13 protein-coding genes are annotated in these 23,723 nt (G+C 51.6%); 5 read left to right on the forward strand and 8 right to left on the reverse strand.

Annotated elements, in window-relative coordinates:
- Window positions 1–200 precede the first annotated feature (200 nt).
- Together K355_RS22745 and K355_RS0100465 are read left to right on the forward strand one after the other, a co-directional pair.
- Window positions 201–1,943, forward strand: a complete 1,743-nt coding sequence (locus tag K355_RS22745; RefSeq protein WP_022730141.1) for a recombinase family protein — start codon at window positions 201–203, stop codon at window positions 1,941–1,943.
- Between the two features lie 394 nt (window positions 1,944–2,337).
- Complete coding sequence (locus tag K355_RS0100465; protein ID WP_022730142.1) at window positions 2,338–3,342, forward strand: helix-turn-helix domain-containing protein; 1,005 nt, start codon at window positions 2,338–2,340, stop codon at window positions 3,340–3,342.
- A 52-nt stretch (window positions 3,343–3,394) separates the two neighbouring features.
- Here K355_RS0100465 and K355_RS0100470 read toward each other — a convergent pair whose 3' ends face one another.
- From K355_RS0100470 to K355_RS24905, 8 genes are all read right to left on the reverse strand, one after another.
- Entirely contained in the window at window positions 3,395–3,697 is a 303-nt protein-coding gene (locus K355_RS0100470) for a hypothetical protein (protein ID WP_022730143.1), read from the reverse strand.
- A 93-nt stretch (window positions 3,698–3,790) separates the two neighbouring features.
- Window positions 3,791–11,740, reverse strand: coding sequence for a cadherin-like domain-containing protein (locus K355_RS22750; protein ID WP_162142270.1), 7,950 nt, complete (start codon window positions 11,738–11,740; stop codon window positions 3,791–3,793).
- 934 nt (window positions 11,741–12,674) lie between these two features.
- Window positions 12,675–13,997: an HlyD family type I secretion periplasmic adaptor subunit gene (locus tag K355_RS0100480; protein ID WP_022730145.1), complete on the reverse strand. Its 1,323-nt coding sequence runs from the start codon at window positions 13,995–13,997 to the stop codon at window positions 12,675–12,677.
- On the reverse strand, window positions 13,994–16,216 hold the full coding sequence (locus K355_RS22755; RefSeq protein ID WP_022730146.1) for a peptidase domain-containing ABC transporter: 2,223 nt from the start codon (window positions 16,214–16,216) through the stop codon (window positions 13,994–13,996). Before K355_RS22755 ends, K355_RS0100480 begins: the two co-directional genes overlap by 4 nt.
- Before the next feature lie 197 nt (window positions 16,217–16,413).
- Window positions 16,414–16,749 carry a hypothetical protein gene (locus tag K355_RS25495; RefSeq protein ID WP_155988746.1) on the reverse strand — a complete coding sequence of 112 codons (336 nt, stop codon included), beginning with the start codon at window positions 16,747–16,749 and terminating at the stop codon, window positions 16,414–16,416.
- A 442-nt stretch (window positions 16,750–17,191) separates the two neighbouring features.
- Window positions 17,192–17,893: a helix-turn-helix transcriptional regulator gene (locus K355_RS0100495; RefSeq protein ID WP_022730148.1), complete on the reverse strand. Its 702-nt coding sequence runs from the start codon at window positions 17,891–17,893 to the stop codon at window positions 17,192–17,194.
- 7 nt (window positions 17,894–17,900) lie between these two features.
- Window positions 17,901–18,206 carry a hypothetical protein gene (locus tag K355_RS0100500; RefSeq protein WP_028791182.1) on the reverse strand — a complete coding sequence of 102 codons (306 nt, stop codon included), beginning with the start codon at window positions 18,204–18,206 and terminating at the stop codon, window positions 17,901–17,903.
- A 199-nt stretch (window positions 18,207–18,405) separates the two neighbouring features.
- Window positions 18,406–19,293 carry a COG3904 family protein gene (locus K355_RS24905; RefSeq protein ID WP_022730149.1) on the reverse strand — a complete coding sequence of 296 codons (888 nt, stop codon included), beginning with the start codon at window positions 19,291–19,293 and terminating at the stop codon, window positions 18,406–18,408.
- A gap of 519 nt (window positions 19,294–19,812) precedes the next feature.
- Between K355_RS24905 and K355_RS0100510 the strand changes: the two genes are divergently transcribed.
- Genes K355_RS0100510 through K355_RS0100520 form a run of 3 tightly spaced genes read left to right on the forward strand, consistent with a single transcriptional unit; the run spans window position 19,813 to window position 23,720 of the window.
- Window positions 19,813–20,889 carry a CBASS cGAMP-activated phospholipase gene (locus tag K355_RS0100510; protein ID WP_022730150.1) on the forward strand — a complete coding sequence of 359 codons (1,077 nt, stop codon included), beginning with the start codon at window positions 19,813–19,815 and terminating at the stop codon, window positions 20,887–20,889.
- A complete protein-coding gene (locus tag K355_RS0100515; protein WP_022730151.1) occupies window positions 20,882–21,916 on the forward strand; it encodes a cyclic GMP-AMP synthase DncV-like nucleotidyltransferase in 1,035 nt (344 codons plus the stop codon). The genes K355_RS0100510 and K355_RS0100515 overlap by 8 nt, the downstream gene beginning before the upstream one ends.
- Window positions 21,909–23,720 carry a ThiF family adenylyltransferase gene (locus K355_RS0100520; protein WP_022730152.1) on the forward strand — a complete coding sequence of 604 codons (1,812 nt, stop codon included), beginning with the start codon at window positions 21,909–21,911 and terminating at the stop codon, window positions 23,718–23,720. Before K355_RS0100515 ends, K355_RS0100520 begins: the two co-directional genes overlap by 8 nt.
- The last annotated feature ends 3 nt before the right edge of the window (window positions 23,721–23,723 follow it).

Genomic DNA, 23,723 nt, shown 5'->3' on the forward strand with positions numbered 1-23,723 from the left:
ATGGGAGGCAGGGAGATTCAGACCGCATTAGGGCTGTCGCACGTGCCGTTGGCTACCAAATAGCCCGAGAACATTTCGCAGCTTGGGAGAAAAAGCAACGTCGGGCAGCTAATGACAATAGTCCTGCCACATTGGGCGAAGAGATAGAGAGGCAAGGCCCTAAAGGGTGAACCTTTTGTTTTACGGGAAAGGAAAACCTCATGACCCGTGTAGCGCTCTATGCCCGTTACTCCTCTGACAACCAAAGTGAAAACTCTATCGAAGATCAATTCCGTATTTGCCGGGAGCAGGCAAAGCGGGAGAGATGGCGAATTGTCGGCACTTACCAGGATGCAGCAATCTCGGGTGCCAGCATAACTTTGCGACCGGGCGTTCAAAGCCTGCTGCAGGACGTGCAGGCGAAGAAGTTCGATGTGGTGCTGGCCGAGGCGTTGGATCGTGTCAGTCGCGATCAGGCCGATGTCGCAACCTTGTTCAAACACCTCAAGTTTGCCGGAGTGCGCATCGTTACACTGGCTGAAGGTGAAATATCCGAACTGCATGTTGGCCTCAAAGGCACCATGAATGCGCTCTTTCTCAAAGACCTTGCCGATAAAACCCGTCGAGGTCTTCGTGGTCGTGTTGAGAACGGTAAGTCCGGCGGCGGGGTTTGCTACGGATATGATGTTGTAAAGCGTTTGAACAGCGACGGCGAGCCGGTTACGGGTGAGAGAAAAATCAACGCGGGAGAAGCCGAAATTGTTCGCCGTATTTTCCGTGAATTTTCTGCGGGTAAAAGTCCGAAGGCGATCGCTGCTGACCTCAACCGGGAAGGTATACCCGGGCCGTATGGTCGGGTTTGGGGTGATACGACCATTCGTGGTCATGTTTCCCGAGGGACTGGCATCGTGAATAACGAGCTTTATATCGGGGTGATGGTTTGGAATAGGCTCCACTATGTAAAGAACCCGGCGACCGGAAGGCGGGTTTCACGACCTAACCCGGAAACCGAGTGGGTTCGGACTGAGGTGCCTGGGTTGCGTATCGTTGACAATGATTTATGGCAGGCCACGCGTCGTCGGCAGGAAGAAATTTCCAGGAAGTATGCAAATGTTACCAAGGGTGTTCGCGCATACCATGCCGCAAAGCTCAATAGCTTGCGCAGACCAGCTTTCCTGTTTTCAGGCCTTATCAAGTGCGGTTGCTGTGGTGGTAACTACGGCATCATCACCCGGGACCGTTATGGTTGTCTGAATCGTTATCGTCGTGGAACCTGTGATAATGGTCGCACAATTGTTCGGGACAAAATTGAAGCCCGTGTTCTGGCCGGGCTTACTGAAAAACTGGTTTCTGCAGAGGCCGTGGCAGAAGCGGTTCAGGCGTATGCCGAAGGTTTGAACCAGATCAACCGGGAGCGCCGAGCGCAAGCTGTCCTTGATCGGCAGAAACTGGAAAAGGTCGAGCGCGGCATTGCCGGTATTATGTCGGCTATTGAAGATGGCATGTACCAGTCAGCGATGAAGTCCCGAATGGAAGAGCTTGAGCAGGAAAAACAAGAGATCATCGTGCGTATGGATGAGGTTCCTCAAGACGTTCCTGATATCCATCCAAATGTTGCGGAGATTTATCGGAAGAAGGTGCAAAATCTGACGGCTGCACTTGATGATCCGCAGATGTATGCGGAGGCGGCAGATGCAATCAGGTCCGTGGTTGGAGAGATAATTGTTACACCCGGAGCTAAACGCGGTGAATTTCAAATCAGCTTGCGCGGTGAATTGATGGGCATTCTCGACATTGCGACCGAGGACAAAAGCCAAAGCCCACCTGAAGTTATAACAAAGGTGACCTCGGGCCCCCGCAACCAAACGATCAAACCCCGCCAGTGGCGGGGTTTTGTCGTTTTAGTCTTGGTGCAGAATTTGAACCTACGATCTTCCTTGGGTATGAGCCTTCTCATAACTTGAAGGCTGAGAGCGTTTAGAAAAGGTGCCAGTGGCACCTTTTAGCAAAAGAGGAGCAGCCCGGTAGCTCGTCAGGCTCATAACCTGAAGGTCGTAGGTTCAAATCCTACCCCCGCAACCACTCTTTCCGATCCGTTGAGTTTTGAGATATAGACTCGACGGATTCGCGAAACAAGAGAAAAAGTTCGGGTGCATGCCTCTAACAGAGGAGGCGGCACAACCGAGTTTCATTTTTCCCGGACTTTTCAAATAGATAAAGAAAAAACCCGTCGGCTGCAACCAACGGGTTTCTGAAAAGGCTTAAACTGCCCTCGACTTCAAATCTGAGGTAAAGTTTAGGCGACGGGATCGCTTTGTCAAGTGCAAATGCGATGTTTGAACTCTGCCGATACCACACATGACATCTTCATATTCCCAAACGCAAACCGGCGCGGTTGCTGAACAATCAGCACCGGTCGGAACGTCTGCCGTTGCCCGTTGGCACTGGGTGCAGACAAAGATCCTCCATCATCCTGATTTATCAACAGCCGAGATCTGTGTTGCTATCGTTCTGGCATCGCATGTCAATGATCGCACGCAGGCATGCTTTCCCAAGATTGACACGATTGCACACGAGACAAGCCTGTCTGATCGCAAGGTGCGTCAGGCACTCAAGCGTTTGGCAGACCTTGGGTTGGTAGCAAAGCTAAGCCGGGCGGTTGGCAGGCTTCGCAATCGAAATGCGTATCAACTGGTCGGCCTTGGCTCTAAACCGGCACCTGGTTCCTCCATACCGGCATCAGATTCCGGTGTTAAACCGGCACGTGGTGCCGGTTCCAATAAGAAGAACACGGATAAAGAAGAAAACACGGATGAAAGAGAACAGGCGAATGCCGTTTCTGGAACCGGTGCAACGGTCCTTCCTGCCGTCGATGATCAATGTTTGATTTTAGCCAGGGAGTGGCAGCGATTGTGTTCTGAGCCTTGGACGCTGGCCAATGCTTGCTTGCGGGTAAATGAAGCGATTGACCGCGTTGGTTTTGATGCCGTTAGTGCTGAGCTGGATGGTTTACGACAGAAGGGAAAAAAGCCTTCGCGTCTGGCGATCCTGGATGTTCTTGATGGTCTGCAGGCGAGTACGCCAGTAGATGATGAAGGTCCTCAATGGCCGAAAGTTTGTGACCCAGATGCACCAGAGGCATGGCGGGAGATATGTGGGGTGATTTCTAAAAGGGAGCTTTCTGGATGTCGAAATCCAGGGGCCTGGCTGTCCAAGATTAAGGCCTCATTGATAGGAGATACGTTGCTACTGTCAGCGAACAATCGTTGCGTTCGCGATACGGCTCGGTATCATTTGCTTACAGAAATACGTGAGCACGCGGGGCAACGTGGCCTTGTGGTGAAAGGGCTAACGTATGATTAAGTCACCTCATGTGGTGTTGTTATTGTGGAGGCGTTTGTGTAACCAACTCCCCTTATTTTAAGCGCCGTGGACGCATGATTAATAGCCAAAATCTATCTTCTGCCCGCAGCTCGGTGCCGTCATTTCTTTCGGCACTCTGAAGCGAATTAAGAACGTCTTTGTCGCCAGCAATCGCTTGTGCCACTTCCAAGCCAGTCTTCAGTTTGGAGCCGGCTTTGCTCGTATGATTTTCCTGCGAAAGTTGATCAATCTTCTTGAAAGTACTTTTGGTGCTATATCGGATGCTCTTGCCGACATCTGTGATCTCTTTCCCCCCGGCTGAATGCAGGAATTTCTTCTCTGCTGCCGGGTACAAGGCATATTGAGTGCGATATGCTTTAGGTTTAAAGAATCCCCAGACAGTTGCGCATAAACGTAGCTTGCGATGTTCGTCAGTTGGCTCACATCACTAAGCTGACCACAATTGCTCGACTTCTTCTTCGACTTGAGCTTGTGACAATGCGTCTGTTACGAGCTCTTCGTCACCTGTTCGGCTCACACCTGCCATGATCGAAACAAGCTGTTCCACCTCATGAGACACCAGATCTCGACCATCTGCAAAACTGATGTGGTCCAGTTTTGCAGATGTATCCTCTCCGTACCAATCAACAACGTTTATTGATTGATCCCCGCCGAGAACTTCTATCAGCAGGTCGTCACCCGATTTGGAGAACCAGAGCTGTTCCGGGGAGATATCGGCATTGAAAAGAATACTGTCATCTTCGAATGCACTGCTTGATGCGTTATCGATGATGTCATGGCCAAGACTTCCCGAGAAACTGTAGGTGTCATCGCCTGCCATTCCAACGAATACCTCGTCATCTGCAGAGGAAACAAACAACTCTTCACCTGATGAACCAATCTGAACAAGGGCATTATCATTTTCAAAGACTGAACGCGGCAGCCTGACCACACCATTCTCAGATTGCAGGCCGATATCAGCCAGCCCGTCACCGTCAATATCGCCCAGGTCAACGATATCAGTATATCCTGCTGCCAGTTCGATCCTTGGTGCATTATCGATATCCGCCTGCAACAGCGTGTTTGAGGGCGCAACACGTAAAATGGAACTCAAACCATTTTCGTCACCAAGACCAATCAATAGTGTCTTGCCTTGGGCGACATCGATTTTGGAAAGCGAGATTGATTTAATTTGTGCAGAAGTCGTGAGGTTAGGTTGATCTGACAGATTGACCGTTTCCCCATCCGCAGGGATGTTCAGCGTATATAGCTTTGCGCCCGCAGCAACAAACGACACGTTTTCGGCATTACTACCGGCACCGCCAATCACGCCGACAACCGCGTCACCGGTATCATTCTCAAGATTGAACGCCTCAGACGTCGTAGCACCTATTTCGGCGTAGCGGAATACATACTGGCCTGAGTTTTGGTCAAAATATGCGACATCAGTTTGACCGTCACCGTTAAGGTCTCCGACATTAAAGACGTCGTTTGAAACGAGTACCTCGGTATGCATTGTCCCAATATCCAGTAAGCCGCCGCCGAGCTGATAACTGCCTCGGCCACTGACCACACCGTGATAATAGTCCACTCGAACTTGCAACAGCGCGTCATCCGGCAGTTCCTCAGCAAAGTTAATACGATAGTTGCCCGAGAAATTGACTGATTGCCAGTCACCGCCGTAACTACGGATTGTGCCACTACTCGACCAATCCGACCACTGACCATCTTCGTCCTGAAAACGGTAGTAGGAATAGAATGCACCATTCGTCCAATGGTAATTATTGGCGATGTAGAAGCTGTAATCGAAATCGACGAATGAAGCACCACCAGCTTCCATCTCGGAATTCACGGATGCAACAACCCGATTAAAGTAAACCGGATGATTGGTATCAATATAACCAGACATCAAAACACCAATTGACGTATCTCCACCCTCGATATAGGTCTGCTTCAATTGAGTTTCATCCACCCCGTAAAGTGATTGCTCAATCTGGTTATCTGTATTCTGCTGATCGATGAGATACGCAGTTCCAGTTACATCCTCAAGGGCAACGGCAGCTTCTCCTCCTGATGCCACCTGATCGACTTTCACATTGAACGTTTCGGTCCCTTCAATTGCCGTATCAGCATTGGCACCAATTTTCGTCGAACCGTTTGTATCGCCTGCACTGACCGTGATAGCCCCCGTACTTGCCAGAAGGTCACTTGCGACCGCCCCACTGCCGTCCGTGAGCGAGAAGTCAAAAACGACGTCCTCATCAACAGGTTTGGACAATTCGACCGCAACCGTCATTTGACCGGTTTGTTCATCGCTGATGGTTTCTGATGCAATAACGACTGGAGCATCCATCATGTCCGCACTTAGCGGCTTGCCCAACCCTTCAAAGATCACTTCACGGCCATTGTCAAAAATGACCGAGACATTGCCATCTTCATCCATTGTTTGATTTGCCAGCGCATTGGTCGCAGCAGCAATCAATGTGGCACCACCAACACCGGCCAGCGAGAACATGTCACCTTTGGACGGTGTAAAGTCACGAATGCGGACAGTACCTGTTGCACCAGCGGCAATGTTAACCGCAAACGTATCCGCACCGGCCCCGCCAGTCAGCGCATCATTGCCCGACGAGCTGTAAAGGCGGTTGTTCTTGGCATTCCCGACAATCACATCGTCAAACGTGGTGTCATTGACGTTTTCAAAGCCGGAAATCGTGTCGCCATCCGCATGCCCGCCCGAAACAAGACTGGACGCAAGGTCAACGTTCACAGAACTGGTTGATTGTGAGTAGTCCAGCGTATCCGAACCTTCACCGCCCTCTAGCACATCGGCACCGGCACCCGACACCACAGTGTCATCACCAGCACCCAGTGAAACATGACTTCCCGCCGCAAAAAGGTCGGTCACGGTTTCCGCGCCAGCCCCCCCGACGACATTCTCAATATTGATACCTGTCATATCAATCGTCATGTCAACGCCATCAGAAACCGTCAGGGTATCGCTGCCAGAACCGCCATCGATATCGGCAAGGTTGTCACCAAGCCCAACCTCAATCACATCATCCCCGGCACCACCTTCGATCCGGTCCTTACCATCGCCACCAATCAGGGTGTCATTGCCATCACCGCCCTGAAGCACGTCATCCCCGGCACCGGCATCGATATAAAGGTCACTATTATCAGATGAATAAAGGTAGTCATCGCCGCTCCCGGCAATGATTTCTTCCAGATCATAGGCGCTGAGATCAAGCGTCAGGTCATCCACATTATGGATAATCAACCGATCCCGGCCCGAACCGGCAAACATCCGGTCGAGGTCATCGACATTGACAATCTCAAGCGTATCATCGCCATCCCCCCCGAAAAGGGTATTGTCCCCGCTGCCACCAATCAGCGTATCGTTACCTTCACCCCCATAAAGGGTGTCATCGCCATCCCCGCCATCAAGTGTATCCTCTCCGGCGCGACCAAGCAGAAGATCATTTGCAGCACCACCGGTCAGCGTGTCGTCTCCGGCAAATCCGTCAAGGATATCGCCCAAGCCACCCGCCTGAAGAATATCGTCGCCCTCACTGCCCAACCGGGTGTTGTCGGCGGTAATTTCGAATGTTTCCCAGGCTGAATACAATTCCCCGTCGAACGTTCTGGCAATCAGGGTTTCGGCTGTATTCAGGTTATGGGAGGGGATATAACGCACACGGTCAAGCTCGCTGGCAAGAACCCGAACGGTCGTATCGTCACCAACCGCGACACCATCCACTTCAAAATGGCCAAGACCGGCCGCATCGCGAAGATCAACATAAACGGCATCGCCATCGCGATCACTCGCCGTGACAAGACTTGTCAGGTCAACAGCCGTACCGTAATGCGTGCGGGTGCTTTGTACCGAAATTTCGGGCGTATCATTGACCGGTGACAAATCGATATTAAGGACGGACTCAACCCGGTTTCCGTACCCATCATGGATCCAGTACCGTACTTCGGCCCGACCGTTATAGTCCGCATCCGGGACAAAGGTCATATAGCCGTCATGCACCGACACTGTCCCATGCGATGCCGAAATGATCCCGTCAAGCCGAAGAACATTGTTTTCACGGTCATGGTCATTGCCCAGAAGGTCGGAAAGTGCGACGCGAATTTCCTGATCTTCAAGGCTGAAGACATAATCGTCAACCGCAGTTGGTGGCGCATTAAAGAACGCAACCCCGTTATCGTCGGCGCCAGAGTTTTCGCCAGATTCTGATGCGTCATCCTGTGTCTCGGTCGCGTCCGAAGACGCAGTATCGTCGCTTTCATCGCTGCCTGAAACGCTATCGGATACACCACCATTGGCGCTTTCATCATCCAGCGCGTCGGCGGCCAAAGCCGCCTGCATTTCATCTTCGCTCAGAACCCGCGCAATTGGCGCATCACTGCCACTTTGGGCCGCAGCCCCCAATTCGCTCAGAATGGCGTCAAGCTGATCACTCTTGGCAAAGGCGTTGGCAACATCCGCGGTTACGTCGCCATTTGCGGCCAGCATATCGTCACCGCTAGCACCGGCGACATTATCGGAACCATCCGTCCCGCCATTATCGGCAAGTGGCGCCACCAGCCAGATATTATCACCCTCTGCGCTGGCCTGATCCGCATCAGCCGCCGCCTGAATAACCTCTGCCGCCTGCGCCGTATTGTCATAGCTACTCGCCAAGCCGCCAAGTGCTGCTGCGGCCGCCACCGAGGCCGCAAACGACGTCTGGGACATTTCGTCGCGACGCTGACGCGCGGTATCCGTCACGCTCGGAAGATCATCGTCATCAAGCAAATCTTCAACGGCAAAGTCACCATCATCAAATCGGATGGTCTCGGCGTCTTCGATGCGGGTTGTACCATTTTCCCCGGTCACAACAAGATCGTCACCATCGCGCGTCAGCAAATAGTCATCACGACTGCCTGCAAACACAACTGTATCGTCGCCTTCGCCACCAAAGATCAGATCATCGCCAGAACCACCAAACAGGATATCATCACCACTCCCGCCACTGATGATATCGTTACCATCACCGCCCGAAAGCGTATCATCACCTTGCTGACCAAGGATGGTGTCATCCCCCGAACCGCCATCAAGGATGTCATCCCCAAGCCGCCCGGTCAGAACATCATCGCCAAGCTCGCCAGCCATTTGGTCATTGCCGCTGCCTGCGGCCAAATCATCATCTGCGCTCGAACCTACAACCTGTTCGATATTCTCCGCACGATCTTCAACGGAGCCTGCCTGATAGCCGGTGGTGTCGGACATATCCAGTCGAACACCCTCATCCGCATCGCTGTAATCAAGCGTGTCAGAACCATCGCCACCATCAATGATGTCCCCATCACCACGGGCAACAATCCGGTCATCCCCGGCACCGGCATTGATCGTATCCTGACCCGTCCCGCCACTGAGCGTGTCGTTACCATCACCACCCTCAAGCGTATCGGCACCATCACCGCCATCAAGAACATCATCGCCCGAACCGCCAACCAACAGGTCATCGCCCGCTTCACCCGAAAGGTTGTCATCACCTACACCGGCATCCAGGGTATTATCGGTCGCATTGCCGGAAATTACATCGTCATGATCCGTTCCAATAACATTCTCGACACCGTCAAAACTGTCCCCGGCGGCAGCACCAGCAGTGCCACCGTTTTCAAGCGATAGGTCAACGCCTTCGTCACCGCCGGAATAATCAACAAGGTCCTCGCCATCCCCACCGGTCAGGTGGTCGGCTCCGTCATTGCCGACAAAGGTGTCATTGCCCGAGCCACCGTCAAGCACATCATCCCCGGCACCACCATCAATCACATCGTCGCCAGAACCACCCAAAAGGCTGTCATCACCGCTGCCCGACGTCAGGGTGTCATCACCGGTACCACCATTGATATAAATGGCATCTTCAAGACCAAGTGCGCTTAATTCATCATCGCCAAGTGATCCCAGAACGCTCTCAACCCCGGCATCACTGAGATCAAGCTGAACGCCTTCGTCGCTGGAGAATTTGACAGTGTCGGTCCCGGCACCGCCGCGCAGCGTATCATCACCATCAGACAGCAAAACATCGTCACCAGCCCCACCATCCAGAAGGTCCGAACCCTCTCCGCCATGGAGAACATCATCTCCGTCCTGACCATAGAGTTGATCATCGCCATCGCCGCCGGTCAGAAGGTCATCACCGCCACCTGCTGCAATAACGTCATCGCCCTCACCACCTGAAAGTATTTCGTCCGCTGACGCACCGGCTAGACCAATTCCATCCTCGCCAACAGCTTCGGCCAAGTCACCCAGTTTTGCCGCCATAGCAACACCGACATCAAGAATGGTGCCGTCCGCTGCAAACCCCAGATTGCCGAGCATCGCATTCAGATCAAGCGACGTACCATTGGAAAATTCAATCCCCTCAATCCGGTCACGGGCATCCTGCCAGTTCACCAACCGTAATTGATCGCCCAGTTCGTCAAACGTTGCATCAGGGTTATCGGGGTCTTTAAGGGCAATGATAATATCCTGGCCGTCGGCCTTGATCATCAGATCATCGGGATTGATATCTGCCCCAAACAAGATCGTGTCATTACCTGCATCCTCATGAATATCGACAGTGCGGTGCCGAACGTTTCGTTTGGAGCCATCTGAATACAGATCGTAGATCGTATCTGTTCTCGTATTGTGGGAAAAATCCCGAACAGTGTCAGAACCATCCCCACGGCCAAAGATATAGGTATCATCCCCGTAGCCACCCAAAAGACTATCATCGCCGTGACCACCACTAAGCCAGTCATCGCCCCAGCCGCCAAAGACGGTGTCATCGCCTTCACCACCATCAATTGCCGCTTCATGTGTCTGGTCGGTGCGGATGACGTCATCACCGCCACCGGAATTAAAAATCTCAACTTCATAATCGGTGATGTTGATATCAAGGTCCGCATCGCCCATGAAAATGACGCGGTCTTCACCCGCACCGCCATTGAAGTCATCATTTTCATCGACAACCAACGTATCATTCCCGGCACCGCCGTGCAGGGTATCCGCCCCAAGGCCACCGGAAAGCAGGTCATCACCCGTACCGCCAATGACCTGATCATTCCCGGCACCGCCATCCATCGTCACATGCTGGGCATTACCGGTGCGGAGATCATCATTGCCTTCGGCACCATAAGCGGCCTCGGTGTTGGTCGCGCCGAGGTCAATAGAAAGATCTTCTTCCCCTTGCCCCAGAACAACGTCGAATCCTGCACCACCATCAATAGTATCATCCGCGTCAACAAACAGGACATCATGGCCCCCACCGGCAAGAACGGTGTCCGCACCATCCCCACCGGAGAGCCACTCGTCACCATCCCCACCAATAAGGGTATCGTTCCCAGCACCAGATGAAAGATAGCCACCTTCGCCGGAACTATTGGCAAGAGTATCGTCGCCCGCCCCGGTGATCAGGCCGTCATAGTCCGTGTCAGCTAAGTCACGGTTTTGATCTTCGTCACCTTCAACAACCAGCGTATTGCCATCTCCAATTTCGATCCCGTCTTCCGTCTCACGATAACCATAGCTTGAAGCATGAAAGGATACATCGCCAACATCACCAGTCGTGCCGTCCTCACGGGTAAATGTCGCACGCCCATGAATAGTATTCCCGGCGATTTCTTCTTCCACGCCATCGGAAACCAGTCCGACTTCGGTGATATTCAGTTCTTCAAGGGTGCTGACTTCCCCTTCCTGAGATTGACCATCCCCGTTCCAATCCTGCCAGACTCGGAAGTCTTCCCATGCCGCGTCTTCGGCATTCAGAACGCCATCACCATTACTGTCATAAAGCTCGGCAAGCGCTTCGAGGTCGGTATCTTCGGCAGCGGTTTCACCTGCAAAGACGAACTCGGTTGCATCATCAATGGTTCCTGATTCGTTGAGGTCGATTGCGAGGATGCCATCATCGCCGGTAACCCAACCGATATTCTCAAGATAGTCGTCGGCATCGTAATCGAAAAAAGCTGCACTTTCCGCAAGGTCAATTAGTTGGAAATCATCGTTAGATAGGTCAAGAATGACCGGATTTAGCCAATCACTAAAGGTTTCAAAGGCAAAGTCATTTCCAGCTTGCAGTAAATCTGCTAACTTTTTGCTGATCCCAAATTGCAGATCTACAAAGGCATAACTACCGCCGATAGCTGCCCCAAATGCTGTCCCAAATCCCGGAACAGCAGAACCTATAGTACCTCCAGTTAAAGCCGCCGCGCCTATTACCGCAGTTGCAGATACAACGCCGGTAGTTAACCCCAGCATTGCTGCGTCAATTGATTTATCTGCTGCCCCTGCCATTCCTCCACTAAAGTATCCAGAATAGCCGCCAAGAACACTTCCAACCACAAGGTCGGTGCCAGGTGGCAAATCAAAACTCATCTTTCCAAATGACGAACTCTCAAGAATGGACTTAGAAAAATCTATTCCGATCGACATCCCACCCCAAGTTTGATCAATAGCATCTATCGCGCTAGAACCATTATACTCGACGTTGCTGCTATCATTTCCATTGGAGTCTGGGTCTTCGTTTTTTTCAAATGAATATTCATCGTCACTTATATCTAAGCTAAAATCCCAACTCGGTCCCCAATCCCAATTACTCAGTGCCCCGCCAATCGACAAATTACCAGTTACATCGTAATCTTCGACCGTCCCAGTCTCTGTTTTCTCACTGGTTTTCGTGGGCGATGAACTCTCCGAGCCCCCATCACCTCTTCCAGAATAGTCTGGATGAGAGGGATTGTTTCTGGAGCGGGTATCGTTGAAGGCCTTACCACCACGGACACTGTCGCGAGATGCTCGCCCTCCCGAGGAACTTCCTGAATTATTGCTAGACGCACCATCTTCCATACCGATATACCCTCCGCCAATTCACAATCGACACTTCTATCTAGAAAACTTCACAAAATAGGCCCCAAATCCAGAAATTATTGAGCTATATAAAAACCATATCGATGCAAACATAAGATCACTTTCAAATATAGATAGAGATGCAAATATCAAAATTGACAGAAGACACATAAGAAAATACGATTTAAAATCAAAATGTGATTTAGTAAAAACATTTTTTATATGATTTCTTGAATTTTCTTCAGACATTTTACTTAAGAATGCCATCACATAAAATAAACTGCCGAATAAAACGAAGAAAACAAAAGCGCAGTATCTGAATGTTTCATTGATAAAACTTCGATATGACACATCAATTGCAAAGTAAACAACTGAAAGAATAGTAACTACAGCTACTAAATAAGAATAATTTATTTTATTTTTCAGCATTAATGAATTCCAATAATAGCACTTATCTCTCTCTCAAACTCTCATCCCGATACCGCAACATCGGACCGAGGACGTATTCCAATAAACGACGCTCACCCGTACGAATATCTGCCGTAACTGTCATGCCCGGCTGCAACGGCGCTTCACGCCCCCGTACTGTTAGATATTGCTGCGCCAATTCCACCTTTGCCAGGTAAACCGGCCCCAGTTTTTCATCAACAACCGCATCCGGCGATACATCAATCACCGTACCGTCAATCGCACCGAACTTGGTGAACTCAAACGTTTCGACCTTGATCCGGGTTTTCTGGCCGATATCGACAAATCCCGCATCCCGGTTGGCCAGCTTCACCTCAGCCACCAGTTTGCTGTCTTCGGGCACAATTTTCATTAATGTCTGGGCGGCTTCGACAACCCCACCAACCGTATTGACCGTCAATTCCTGTACTACCCCATCAATCGGCGCACGCAGGATTTGCTGATCGCGGCGGCGTTCGGCCTTAATCCGTTCCTGCACAAGGGTGCCGAATTCCTGATCAAGCTGTGCGCGTTCATCAAATAGGCCTTCTTCAAAATCCGCCACCGTGCTTTGCAACCGTTCGCGGGCCATGGCGATATCGGCATTGGCCTTTTGCAGATCAAACTGCAATTGGCGGCGTTCCTGTTGGCGCTCGACCAATTCCTGCTCAAGTTCCAGAAGGGATGTCCGCGTTGCATAACCATCAGCAGTCAAGCTGCGCCGTCCCTCGACCCGTTCGGTAATCAGCGGCAGGATGGCATCGACCCGGTCAATCGATACCGCAATGCCATCGCGCACAGCGCGAAGTTGCCGAATTTCCTGCCCAAGGGTCTCCACCCTTTGTTGCTGCGCACGCGCCTGACCGACCATGGCATCAAATGCCGCAATGGCCTGTCGTTCGGATACCTCTGCTGGAGGAAGAAAATGGATCGCAGGGTTGCTGATATCGGTCAAAAGCGCATCAATCCTGGCAAGTTTAAGCCCGGCGGTTGCGATGTCCTGCTCCGTTCGGGTCAAATCGGCGGTGCTGTCCGTGCCATCCAGTACGATCAATTGATCCCCGGTTTTGACCTGTTGCCCGTCACGCACATTGATTTCGCGCACCACGCCAATTTCAAATGGCTGGATAACCTTGACCTTGCCGGTCGGGACCAATGTGCCCTGGGTCGGGCTGATAATCGCGACTTCGGACATCCAGGCCCAAAGACCCGCCACCATGAACAAAACCATTAATACAATCGGCAATATCCACGCAACCGGATTTGGGGCACGTTCGGTGACTTCCAGAATGCCGGGCATAAAGGCGCTATGATCCTGCTTCATCATTCTGCGGCCTCGCGTGATTTCGTCGGTGTTTTCCGAGGTAGGGGGCTGCGATCACGATTATGATCAAGCCCGGCCTGAATCATATGCAATCGCGCATAGGCACCACCAAGTTTCAGCAAGTCCTGATGCGTGCCGCTTTCAACCAACCGCCCGTTATCAAGTACCAAAATACGATCCGCGTGGTGTAGGGTTGAAAGCCGATGGGCGGCAACGAACACGGTGCGGCCTTTGGTGATTGTTTGCATCTGGCTTTGGATCGCACGTTCCGATGCACTATCAAGCGAACTTGTTGCCTCATCCAGAAGTAGGATCGCCGGATTGGTCACAAGGGCGCGGGCCAGTGCAATACGCTGTTTCTGTCCGCCCGACAGAATACCGCCACGTTCGCCGATCACCGTGTCATAGGCTTGGGGGAGTTGCGTGATAAATTCATGGGCATTGGCAAGCTTTGCCGCGGCAATCACACGTTCCATCGGCATACCGGGCATGGCAATTGCTATGTTTTCGCGTACCGTGCGGTTAAACAGGAAGTTGTCCTGCAACACTGCCCCGATTTGACGGCGCAGCCATGCCGGATCGGCCGCGGCGATATCCATCCCGTCAATCAGGATGCGACCATTTTCCACCGGGTAAAACCGCTGCATCAAACGCAGAAGCGATGTTTTACCGGCCCCCGAAACCCCGACCAAACCAATAACCTGACCCGGTTTGATATCGAAACTGACATCATCAAGGATTTTTGGGCCATCGGGCGCATAACGGAACGTTACATGCTCAAACTTCACACCACCAGAAATGCGGGGCATTTGGGACCGTTTGGCATTGCGGCTTGGTTCTGGCGCAGCGTCAAGGATATCCGCCACCCGACGCAGGGCGACTTTGGTTTGGGCCAGTTGCTGCAACAATTGGGCAATGCGCATGACCGGTGCGGTCACACGCCCCACCAACATGTTAAAGGCAATCAATTGGCCCGCCGTCAGCCCGCCATCCATCACCATCCGCGCACCCAGCCAAAGGGTCAGGGCAATCAGAACTTTGTTCAGAAACCCTGCAGCCTGCTGGGTGGCGGAACTGACCTTGTCTGCGCCGTAGGCGGAGTCTGTTCGGGCGGCCACCTGATCTTCCCAATGGCGCTGCATTTGCGGCTCGATCCCCAGTGCCTTGACGGTTTCCATGCCTGAAACAGCCTCGACCAAAAGGGATTGGGAATCGGCATTATCCTTGAACCGTTCCTGCAGCTTGTCTTTGATCAATGGCCCGATCAGGCCATAGATGATCAGGATTGCGACAACAAACCCAACCACAATGGTTGCCAGAATTGGTGCAAAACCAAACATTACGATCAGGAAGATTGCGGTAAATCCAAAATCAACGAAAACAGTCAAAGCCGATCCGGTTAGAAAGGCCCGAACGGATTCAAGCTCCTTGATCCGCGCCACTGTATCGCCGGTGCGCTTCCCGGAAAAATAGGCCATCGGCAGACGTGTCAAATGGCGAAAAACCGTCGCTCCCAGTTCGGCATCAATCTTGTTGGTGGTCAGCGAAAACACATAGCGCCGCAACCCGCCAATCACCAGATCAAACACCGCAATCGCCACAAGTCCGATAATCAACACATCAAGCGTCGACATATTTCCTGAACTCAACACCTTGTCGATGATCACCATGACAAACAGGGGCGTGATTAGCGCAAATATCTGAATGAAAAGCGATGCCGCCATCGCATGCGACAGCGCCGCGCGATGCTTTTTCAAAAGCGGAAGGAACCACTTGAAACCAAATGGCTGGGAAGGCCCGTGTTCGCCGTCACCCTCGCTGCTGCCTTTGCCGCGCCCGATCAGAAGGGCCCTACCGGAAAAACCGGAAAGGAATGCATCCTCGCTCATCAATTCCGGCTTGCTGTGGCGCGGATCACGCACAAGCAAACGCCCGTCATGCGCCCGGCGTGCGACGACGACATAACTTTCGTCATCCAGCAATGCAATCATTGGAAAAGCCACCGACGCCAGGTCTTTGGCCGTCAGCGTGACACTCTTGGCCCGCGCACCATAGCGCTTGGCCAAGCGCAGGATATCTGCATCGGCAAATGCAGTACCCGACACTCCCGCGTCGTATTTAATCTGCTCAGGATCTGCTGAATACCCATGCATCACCAGCACCAAAGCCAACGACGCAACCCCTGTATCCATATCCTGTTCAAGAACCTTCGGTTCTTTCATCGGTCGCGGAGCCCCTCAACAACGTGTCAGTGGCTCCCCCAAGACTTTTTATTCTTATGTGCTAAAGCATCGCAGATCATCGAAGCTACAGCAACCTACACAAAGGTGGGGCACGCATCCACTTCCCATAGACCATTGTCTATTTTTACATTGCTCAAAAAGGCTTAGGCATTTTGACGAGTGAGGTCCATCGCGAATTATGACAACTCGTATAGCCTAGATGTTTGGTCCCAGCGTTTGGCGCAGCATCCCGGTTTGCCGGACGAACGATCCGATGAGGCTTGATGGCTGAGGTTGTCGCAAATGTGTTTGAACTTCCAGCCTTCGACATAATATTCAGAAATTTCTCGGATGATTGCGGTTTGCTCTTCATTGACTTTGCACTTGCCGCGAATGGGTTCGCGAAACTCGTCGAGGGCGTGAACGAGATCGTACCCGGGAAGCTGGCCGCCTGGTACGCAGCCGCGCAAGACCACTGCAATCACGCCTCTGTGTATTTTGTCTGAAAGGTCTTTGAAATAGAGCGCATTCATGGTGCTTTTCAGGTCATTATGCAGCTCGTCAGGCTTAGTCGCTTGGTCCGAAGGTTCAAATCCACCCCCCGCAACCAAACGATCAAACCCCGCCAGTGGCGGGGGTTTGTCGTTTTAGTCTTGGTGCAGAATTTGAACCTACGATCTTCCTTGGGTATGAGCCTTCTCATAACTTGAAGGCTGAGAGCGTTTAGAAAAGGTGCCAGTGGCACCTTTTTAGCTCGAAGGTTGAGCACGACCGATAGGGCGCGCGCAGACTGCGTCGTCCGACATCTTCCAACTTATCCGCCTGAAGCAATCCTAACTCAGCATTCGGGTATGTTAACCGCGATGCCGGGATATGAAGTTTTTGCATCGAGGGAAACTAGGCTAGTGTTGTGAGCGGAGCTATAAAGTTTACGTGACAACGCCGAACGACGCCTTCAAGCTCTTGGGGATGAACCTATGAACGGTCTTGATCTCGATCCATTTGGTCTGCGATCTGCTTCAGATAGTCCTCAATGGTTTTGCCTGTTTCCGGCTGGAAGGCTTCCCCAGTCGGTTCGCAGTGCTGCATCTGATCAATCCGAAAAGCCCGGAAGCTATTGCGGAGCTCGCACCAGGCAGAGCACGTCCAGACGCGCCCCCAGAATTCGGTTTGCAGCGGACGGATCACGCGAGTGGAATTCCGGTCATCCAGAGACCGGTAGTCGATCCGAAGCTTGAGCCCCTCCCGGATCGCGCGACGGATCAGTGGCATATGTCGGAACCCCTCCTGAGCCCGCTCGAAAGCGTAGACCCCAAATCCCCAGGACTTGGGAGCCTGACGGCGGTTCGACGCATGCTCACCCACCTTGTTCATCACAGCAACCGCAGCGGCTTGCAGCTCCTCGTCGGCGGCCTCTTGCACGATTGCCATCCCAAGACTGAGTGCTTCAAGCTCGGTAAACGACAGCGCCATGGGGGGAAGAAAGACCGGTTCGCGCAGCAGATAACCCACACCGCGCTCTCCATCTATCGGAACACCGGACGCCACCAGCGTGTCGATGTCCCGATAGACAGTACGAACGGAGACTTCGAGCGCATCTGCGATGTCGCGGGCAAGATGAAGCCGCCCGTCTCGGACGATCTCCACGATTTCCGCAAGTCGCTCGCTGCGCTGCATGAATGGGTCAGTCGATGACCACTTCCAGCTCGGAATGCGTGAGCTGGACAGTCGGTCCGTTGATGGCGAAGAGGAAGTCGGCGTTCCCAGGCTCTTTGCTGATCTCGGCCGCGGCGGCTCTGGCGGCGTCCATGTCTTTCCACTGGATATGCTCTATCCATGTCCCGTCTTCTGCGCATGAAAGACGACGCGACATGAAGCCGCGACGGGCCACGACCCAGGGGCTCATTCTTTTTGCGGCGGCAACAAAGTCTTCGCGGCTCACACCTTCGTTGAGCTTGAAGGTGACGGTTTCGATTACATGCTTCGACATTGGATACTCCTGTTTGCCTTATAAGCGATCCGCCACTTCTATGCCACCTCAACTGACATATTGTGTCAGTTGAGGTGGCGAAATTGAAAGCTGATGCCCGAGAAGAGGACACTGGAGCGCGGTTTTCGAACGGCAACAGTCCGCTTTGCTGCTATTTAAGCGCAATGAGTAAAGCCCATTCCCTTGCTTGTCGCGCATCCTACTCACCGCCAACAACCTCATCGACAACACCAGACCTCACCAAATCCTCCGTACTCGGAAACCAGATGCCTGACGACGGGGCAAGGAAAACCTGCGCAAGAAAATCCTCTGATATCCCTTGTTGGCGATAGAATTTGATTTCTTTTTCCTGTTCGCCTTTAAGATCGTACTGCGGAAACGGGGATTGCAGTTCAAGCTTATACTGATGAAAGCCAAGCTGGGCGTTTGGGCCGAGGTGACGTTTGGCGCCACCGATGAAGGCGGTTGTGCAGGCGGACTTGCAGGTGTCAAACACATAGGTGTCGAGCTTCCGGTCGCGGATCAGGTAGGCGACACCGCGCCCCTCATAGATATGCCCGCCCTCACTGCGCAGCTCAATTCCGGTGACGGTGGGGTTTTGATCGACAAGGGCGTTGAGTTTTTGCGTCATGCCAAGGGTAAATATCCCGGCAATATGAATGCGTTTGCCATTCGGACTGAGGCTTAGCGTATATTGACGTGCACGGGCGTCTTCGAGCGCGGTTGGGCTTACGACGATAAACCGTTCTGGCGCCAAGGCCCGGAAAGAGGTGGCAATGCTGAGCGCAGTAAAAGCGATGCACAGCGCAATCGCGCCATAGGCAACGACGGTCCAGATGCCGGAAAGACTGCTGGTTTGTTGCCCGGTGGCGCGCAGCACGCCGACCACCTGCCAGAGAAAAACAACGCCATGCCCCAGAATGATAAAAAGGATGGTTGCCATCAGGGCATCGGTGCGGTCCGGGATAAAGGGCGGGAGCGTATATCGGTCGGCAAACAGGATGAGGGCGCGCAGCCCGATCAGGTTGATCAACAGCGCATAGATAAGCGCATGCTTCCCCTGCCAGTGATCCCGAATATAGCGCAACCGATCTTTCCTTAAGAAATTTCAGATCCTTTTTTCAGGGTACAGTTTTATTGCGGCCCCGAATAGCGGAATGCGGGTTTGTGGGGGGTATGGCTTGCCGGTGACTAAAAAGGGGACTGTCCCCTTTTCTTCGGAACGATTTTAAACCGAAGGTCGAGCACGACGAAGTCGCGCGCAGTCTGCGTCGTCCAATACACTCCAACCTTCCAATAACGTCAGCTCGCCCTTGTGGCGGGCTTTTTTAATGTCTGGAAGGTGGGGTAGGTGGACTTGAACCTTATGTTCAAACCAAGCAAAGCACCGCTTTGCGCAGGTTCAGCGAAGCGCGCAGCTAAATCCTACCCCCAATACCATCAACGCTTTAGCTGAGAGATTGGCTAAGGCGTTTTTGCGTTTGGAAGCAATGTGGAAGCTTCTTGTTCATCGAATAGCTGGTAAATATCGCTCTTACGAGTAGGTGTTATAAACTTAAGAAAGTGCTACTTTTAGCTGTTCTTGGAATCAGGCTAGGGGGGGAGTATGGCGAACACTTATCGAGTTTTGAGCATTGATGGGGGAGGGATGCGAGGTGTGTATAGCGCCGCTTACCTAAACTCTCTTGCTTCCCATTATTCAAAGAAAAGAAGTATTGATTCGATTGATCTGGGCAAGGCATTTGATCTGATTACTGGAACGAGCACAGGTGCGATCTTGGCGTGCGCTCTCGCCAAAAAAACTCCTATGGCACAAGTAATAAAATTATACCGAGAGCACGGGCCAAAAATTTTCCCAGAGAAAGTGCCGAGCAACATCTGCCGGCTGCTATTGCAGGCGCCGAAAAGATCTAGGCTAAATAAGAAAGGTGCAATTGCGCTTGAAAAGGCGCTTTCTGCTGCATTGGGAGACACAAAGGTTATTGATATCTGGAAGCAACGGGGGATTGCCTTGGCTGTTCCCTCCGTCGAGATGTCAAATCACAGGGCGTGGGTTTTTAAAACACCTCACCTTGCAAATAGCAAAGACCGAGATGGTAATTACACTTTGATCGATGTCTGTTTGGCAACGTCCGCCGCACCTATCTTTCGGTCAATTGCAGCGATTAAAAACCCTGATGGTGAGGGGAAATTCGCGTTTGTTGACGGAGGACTTTGGGCAAATAATCCAGTTCTAGTTGGTCTGATTGATGCATTGGAGATGACCAAAGAAGGTGATCAAATTGAAATATATTGTATGGGAACCTTTCCTCCACCGTCAGGGGATCAAATTAGTCAAAGCAATGCGCATTGGGGGTATGCCAAATGGAAATTTGGAGCAAATGTTCCCAATGTTTCCATTACAGCGCAACAATATGCTTATGACAATATGGCAAGGATGCTCGCCAAGCACGTCAACAGAGATGTCAAAATAATACGTTTTCCAAAAGGCGAAGCACCTCCTTCGCTAATGAATTACCTAGACTTAGATGAAACATCGACCGATGGGATGGATGCCCTCATTAGACAAGGCGAAACGGACTCGTATTTGACATTCAGCAAATCGGGCGACGGAGTTGATGTAGACGGGAAGAAAATCGACGAATTAATGATGCTAGCGCCGGAGGATACTGAGAATGTTTGATTGTCATAAACTGTTACTGAAGTATCACAATGAAAATGTAGGCTTGTCCACTGGCGATAGAAAGGAAATGAGGGAGCGACGGAACGCTAACCGGAAACGATTAAAAGCGGGGCTAAAAAAGGAAGGAAAGCCTAATCCGCTTGGCTGTTATAGCCAAGGTTCATACGCGATGTGGACTATGATCCAGGATGATAACAAGGATTACGACATTGATGACGGTGTTTATTTTGACAAGGCAGCGTTAGTCGGTCCCAAAGGAGGAGACAAAACGGCGCGAGATGCCAAGGAGATGGTTCAAAATGCGGTCAGTGACGACAAGTTTAAAAAAGAGCCGGACTGCCGAACTAACTGCGTTCGAGTGTATTACGATGCAGGCTATCATGTCGATATACCCGTATACCGGCAGATAACGAACGGCGCTGGAGAGGTTGAGTTTGAGCTCGCGAGTTCAGACTGGAAAAAATCTGACCCGCTTGCCGTTACAAAATGGTTCAAGGAGCAGGTAAAAGAACAGAGCCCAAACACCGTTAACGGCGGGCAGCTGCGGCGCGTAACCAAGTTGCTTAAGGCCTTTGCAAGGAGCCGACTATCGTGGCGCGCCAGCATGGTCTCGGGTTTTGTCATCTCGAAGCTTGTAACTGAAGTATATGTTCCAAATGACGAGAGAGAAGATCTGTCTTTGCGAGATACGATGCAAGCTATAGTTGATAGATTGGATTATAATAAAGAGGTTGAGCATCCTGTTCTTGATGAATGTCTCACAAGTGGCCCAGATGACCCTAAGGTGACATTTTTTAAGGATAAGCTTGCTTGGGCGCTGGGAAAACTTGACTCACTTAATCAGCAAGATTGCTCTGCTAGTCAGGCGCACAAAGTGTGGAATTTAGTATTCTCCACAGAGTTTTTCCCGGTTGACGATGAAGAAAAAAATGCAACGAGAACCAGTTCATCAATATTGAAAGATGGTTCCTTGGCTGGGGCCTCGGAAGCCGCTGTCGATAGGAGAGGTGGCGATAGGTATGGTTGAGCGGGTGGATGCTTTCCTCGCCAGCTATAGCCTGCGCGCAATCTCAGAAATTGAAGAATGTTTGGAGCAATATGACGCCGTTGAGTTGGATGCTACAGAACTCAATCGGTTTGGGGCCAAAACTTGGTATGCTGGTTGGAAGTTTCCAGTTGAATTCTCAAACAAAGAAACATTTTGGCTAGTGCTGCTTGCTCCGCGGGGGGGGCCGCACGCAATGCTTCGGTTGGCGGTTCTGAACCCTCCGCCCCTAGGGTCTTGGCCTCATTTGGAGGCTATGGGCCTCCTGTGTGTCTATCCCCCAGATAGTTCAATGGCTTTCGAGCGGCTTCGAGACGTTGTCCATCAGCTTGTTGTCGATGGTACTAGATTGATCGAAGAAGCTTTGAGTGAAAGTAACTTAGACGACTTCAGAGAGGAGTTCGTCTCTTATTGGAATTTGCTGGGCCAAGGCAGAAGAACAGTTCGTTCTTTGGTTTCTCCGCAAAAGAAAAATCGTATTGTCTGGTCATGGAGCGGAAAGAATCTCTTGGCCGTGGCGGATAGCCCTGAAGAGCTAAGTCGCTGGTTTTTCCGCGTCTATAAGAGAGATATATCTGATTGCGACGAGATTGTTCCGGCGCTGCTGATCTGGCTTGATGAAGTTCCTCTACCAGCGAAGTTTCCTACGTCTGGCCTAGAGCTAAAAAGCCTGATCGCTCAAAAAAAAGATGAGCAGGACTTACTGGCGCAAATATTCAATAAGTGCGCTGGAGTTTTTGATGTTGTTATTGGTGTTGATACGCCCTCAGGAGTGGGTTTTGGAACGGTTAGAGTTTCGGAACCGAAAGTTACAGGTGCTCCGGGAAGGCGGTCCAGCGCCATAACTAAGGGGTTTCGTCCCGGAAAAGTCCCGGCCAAAATCGCTCTGGCTAGAAGATTAGGTGGAAACGTTGCCGTAGAAAGGAGCCAAGTGGACAGAGTGGATCATGACTGGATACATGGTCGTGGCTATGATCCACAGCAAGCTATTTTAAAAGAGTCAAAAGTTGTTGTCGTAGGGGCAGGTTCACTCGGGAGTGGGGTGGCAGATTTACTAGCAAAGTCTGGTGTTCCAGACATCTACATAATCGACAACGAACGACTGTCTTGGCCCAATTTATCGAGGAATGTTTTAGGTGCAGATCATATAGAGCAGTCGAAAAGTGAGGAGCTGGCGAAGCTTCTCACAAAGAACTTGCCGCATCTAGCTAACATTGATGCTGTCAATGCGAAGTTTTGTGCCGAGGCGAATTTAGACTGGGAACGGATCACTCAAGCTAGTCTGATTGTTTCAACTACCGGTGTATGGGCTTGTGACTCATTCCTAAATTATTTGCGTGTTAATGGCTTCGTTCCATCAGTCTTGTTCGGGTGGCTCGAGCCGCGTGCGATTGCAGCACATGCTGTTTTCATTTCACAAAGTGGAGGGTGTCTACGTTGTGGAACAGACGCAAGGGGGCGCCCAGTGTTTAACATGGCGAATTGGTCGGATGGCGGGCGGCTTCAGGTGCCCGCTTGCGGCGGAGGATTTTCGCCATATGGGGCGGCTGATGTTGCATGGGCACATGCAATGATTGCTAGCGAAGTCATTCGTCACCTTGTGAATAGTTCGACCTCAAGCAGCCATAAGATTTGGGCTGGATTTACAGCCGACTTGGAAGTGGCAGGAGGATGTTTATCAAGTGAATGGAAAGATGAATTCGGCAGCGATTGCTCAGGGCGTGTTGTCGAACGTAGCTGGCATCGGATCGAAGATTGTCCGGCTTGTAAGGACAAAAAAAGGTAAAAA

This window comes from Thalassospira lucentensis MCCC 1A00383 = DSM 14000 (assembly GCF_000421265.1).
Classification (GTDB): Bacteria; Pseudomonadota; Alphaproteobacteria; order Rhodospirillales; family Thalassospiraceae; genus Thalassospira; species Thalassospira lucentensis.

Bases quoted from the DNA above. Each gene is read 5' to 3' on its own strand.
- K355_RS0100515 (WP_022730151.1), top strand. From the start codon at position 20,882: ATGTTTGATTGTCATAAACTGTTACTGAAGTATCACAATGAAAATGTA.
- K355_RS0100510 (WP_022730150.1), top strand. From the start codon at position 19,813: ATGGCGAACACTTATCGAGTTTTGAGCATTGATGGGGGAGGGATGCGA.
- K355_RS0100465 (WP_022730142.1), top strand. From the start codon at position 2,338: ATGACATCTTCATATTCCCAAACGCAAACCGGCGCGGTTGCTGAACAA.
- K355_RS0100520 (WP_022730152.1), top strand. From the start codon at position 21,909: ATGGTTGAGCGGGTGGATGCTTTCCTCGCCAGCTATAGCCTGCGCGCA.
- K355_RS0100500 (WP_028791182.1), bottom strand. From the start codon at position 18,206: ATGTCGAAGCATGTAATCGAAACCGTCACCTTCAAGCTCAACGAAGGT.
- K355_RS22745 (WP_022730141.1), top strand. From the start codon at position 201: ATGACCCGTGTAGCGCTCTATGCCCGTTACTCCTCTGACAACCAAAGT.
- K355_RS0100480 (WP_022730145.1), bottom strand. From the start codon at position 13,997: ATGATGAAGCAGGATCATAGCGCCTTTATGCCCGGCATTCTGGAAGTC.
- K355_RS0100495 (WP_022730148.1), bottom strand. From the start codon at position 17,893: ATGCAGCGCAGCGAGCGACTTGCGGAAATCGTGGAGATCGTCCGAGAC.
- K355_RS25495 (WP_155988746.1), bottom strand. From the start codon at position 16,749: ATGAATGCGCTCTATTTCAAAGACCTTTCAGACAAAATACACAGAGGC.
- K355_RS22755 (WP_022730146.1), bottom strand. From the start codon at position 16,216: ATGAAAGAACCGAAGGTTCTTGAACAGGATATGGATACAGGGGTTGCG.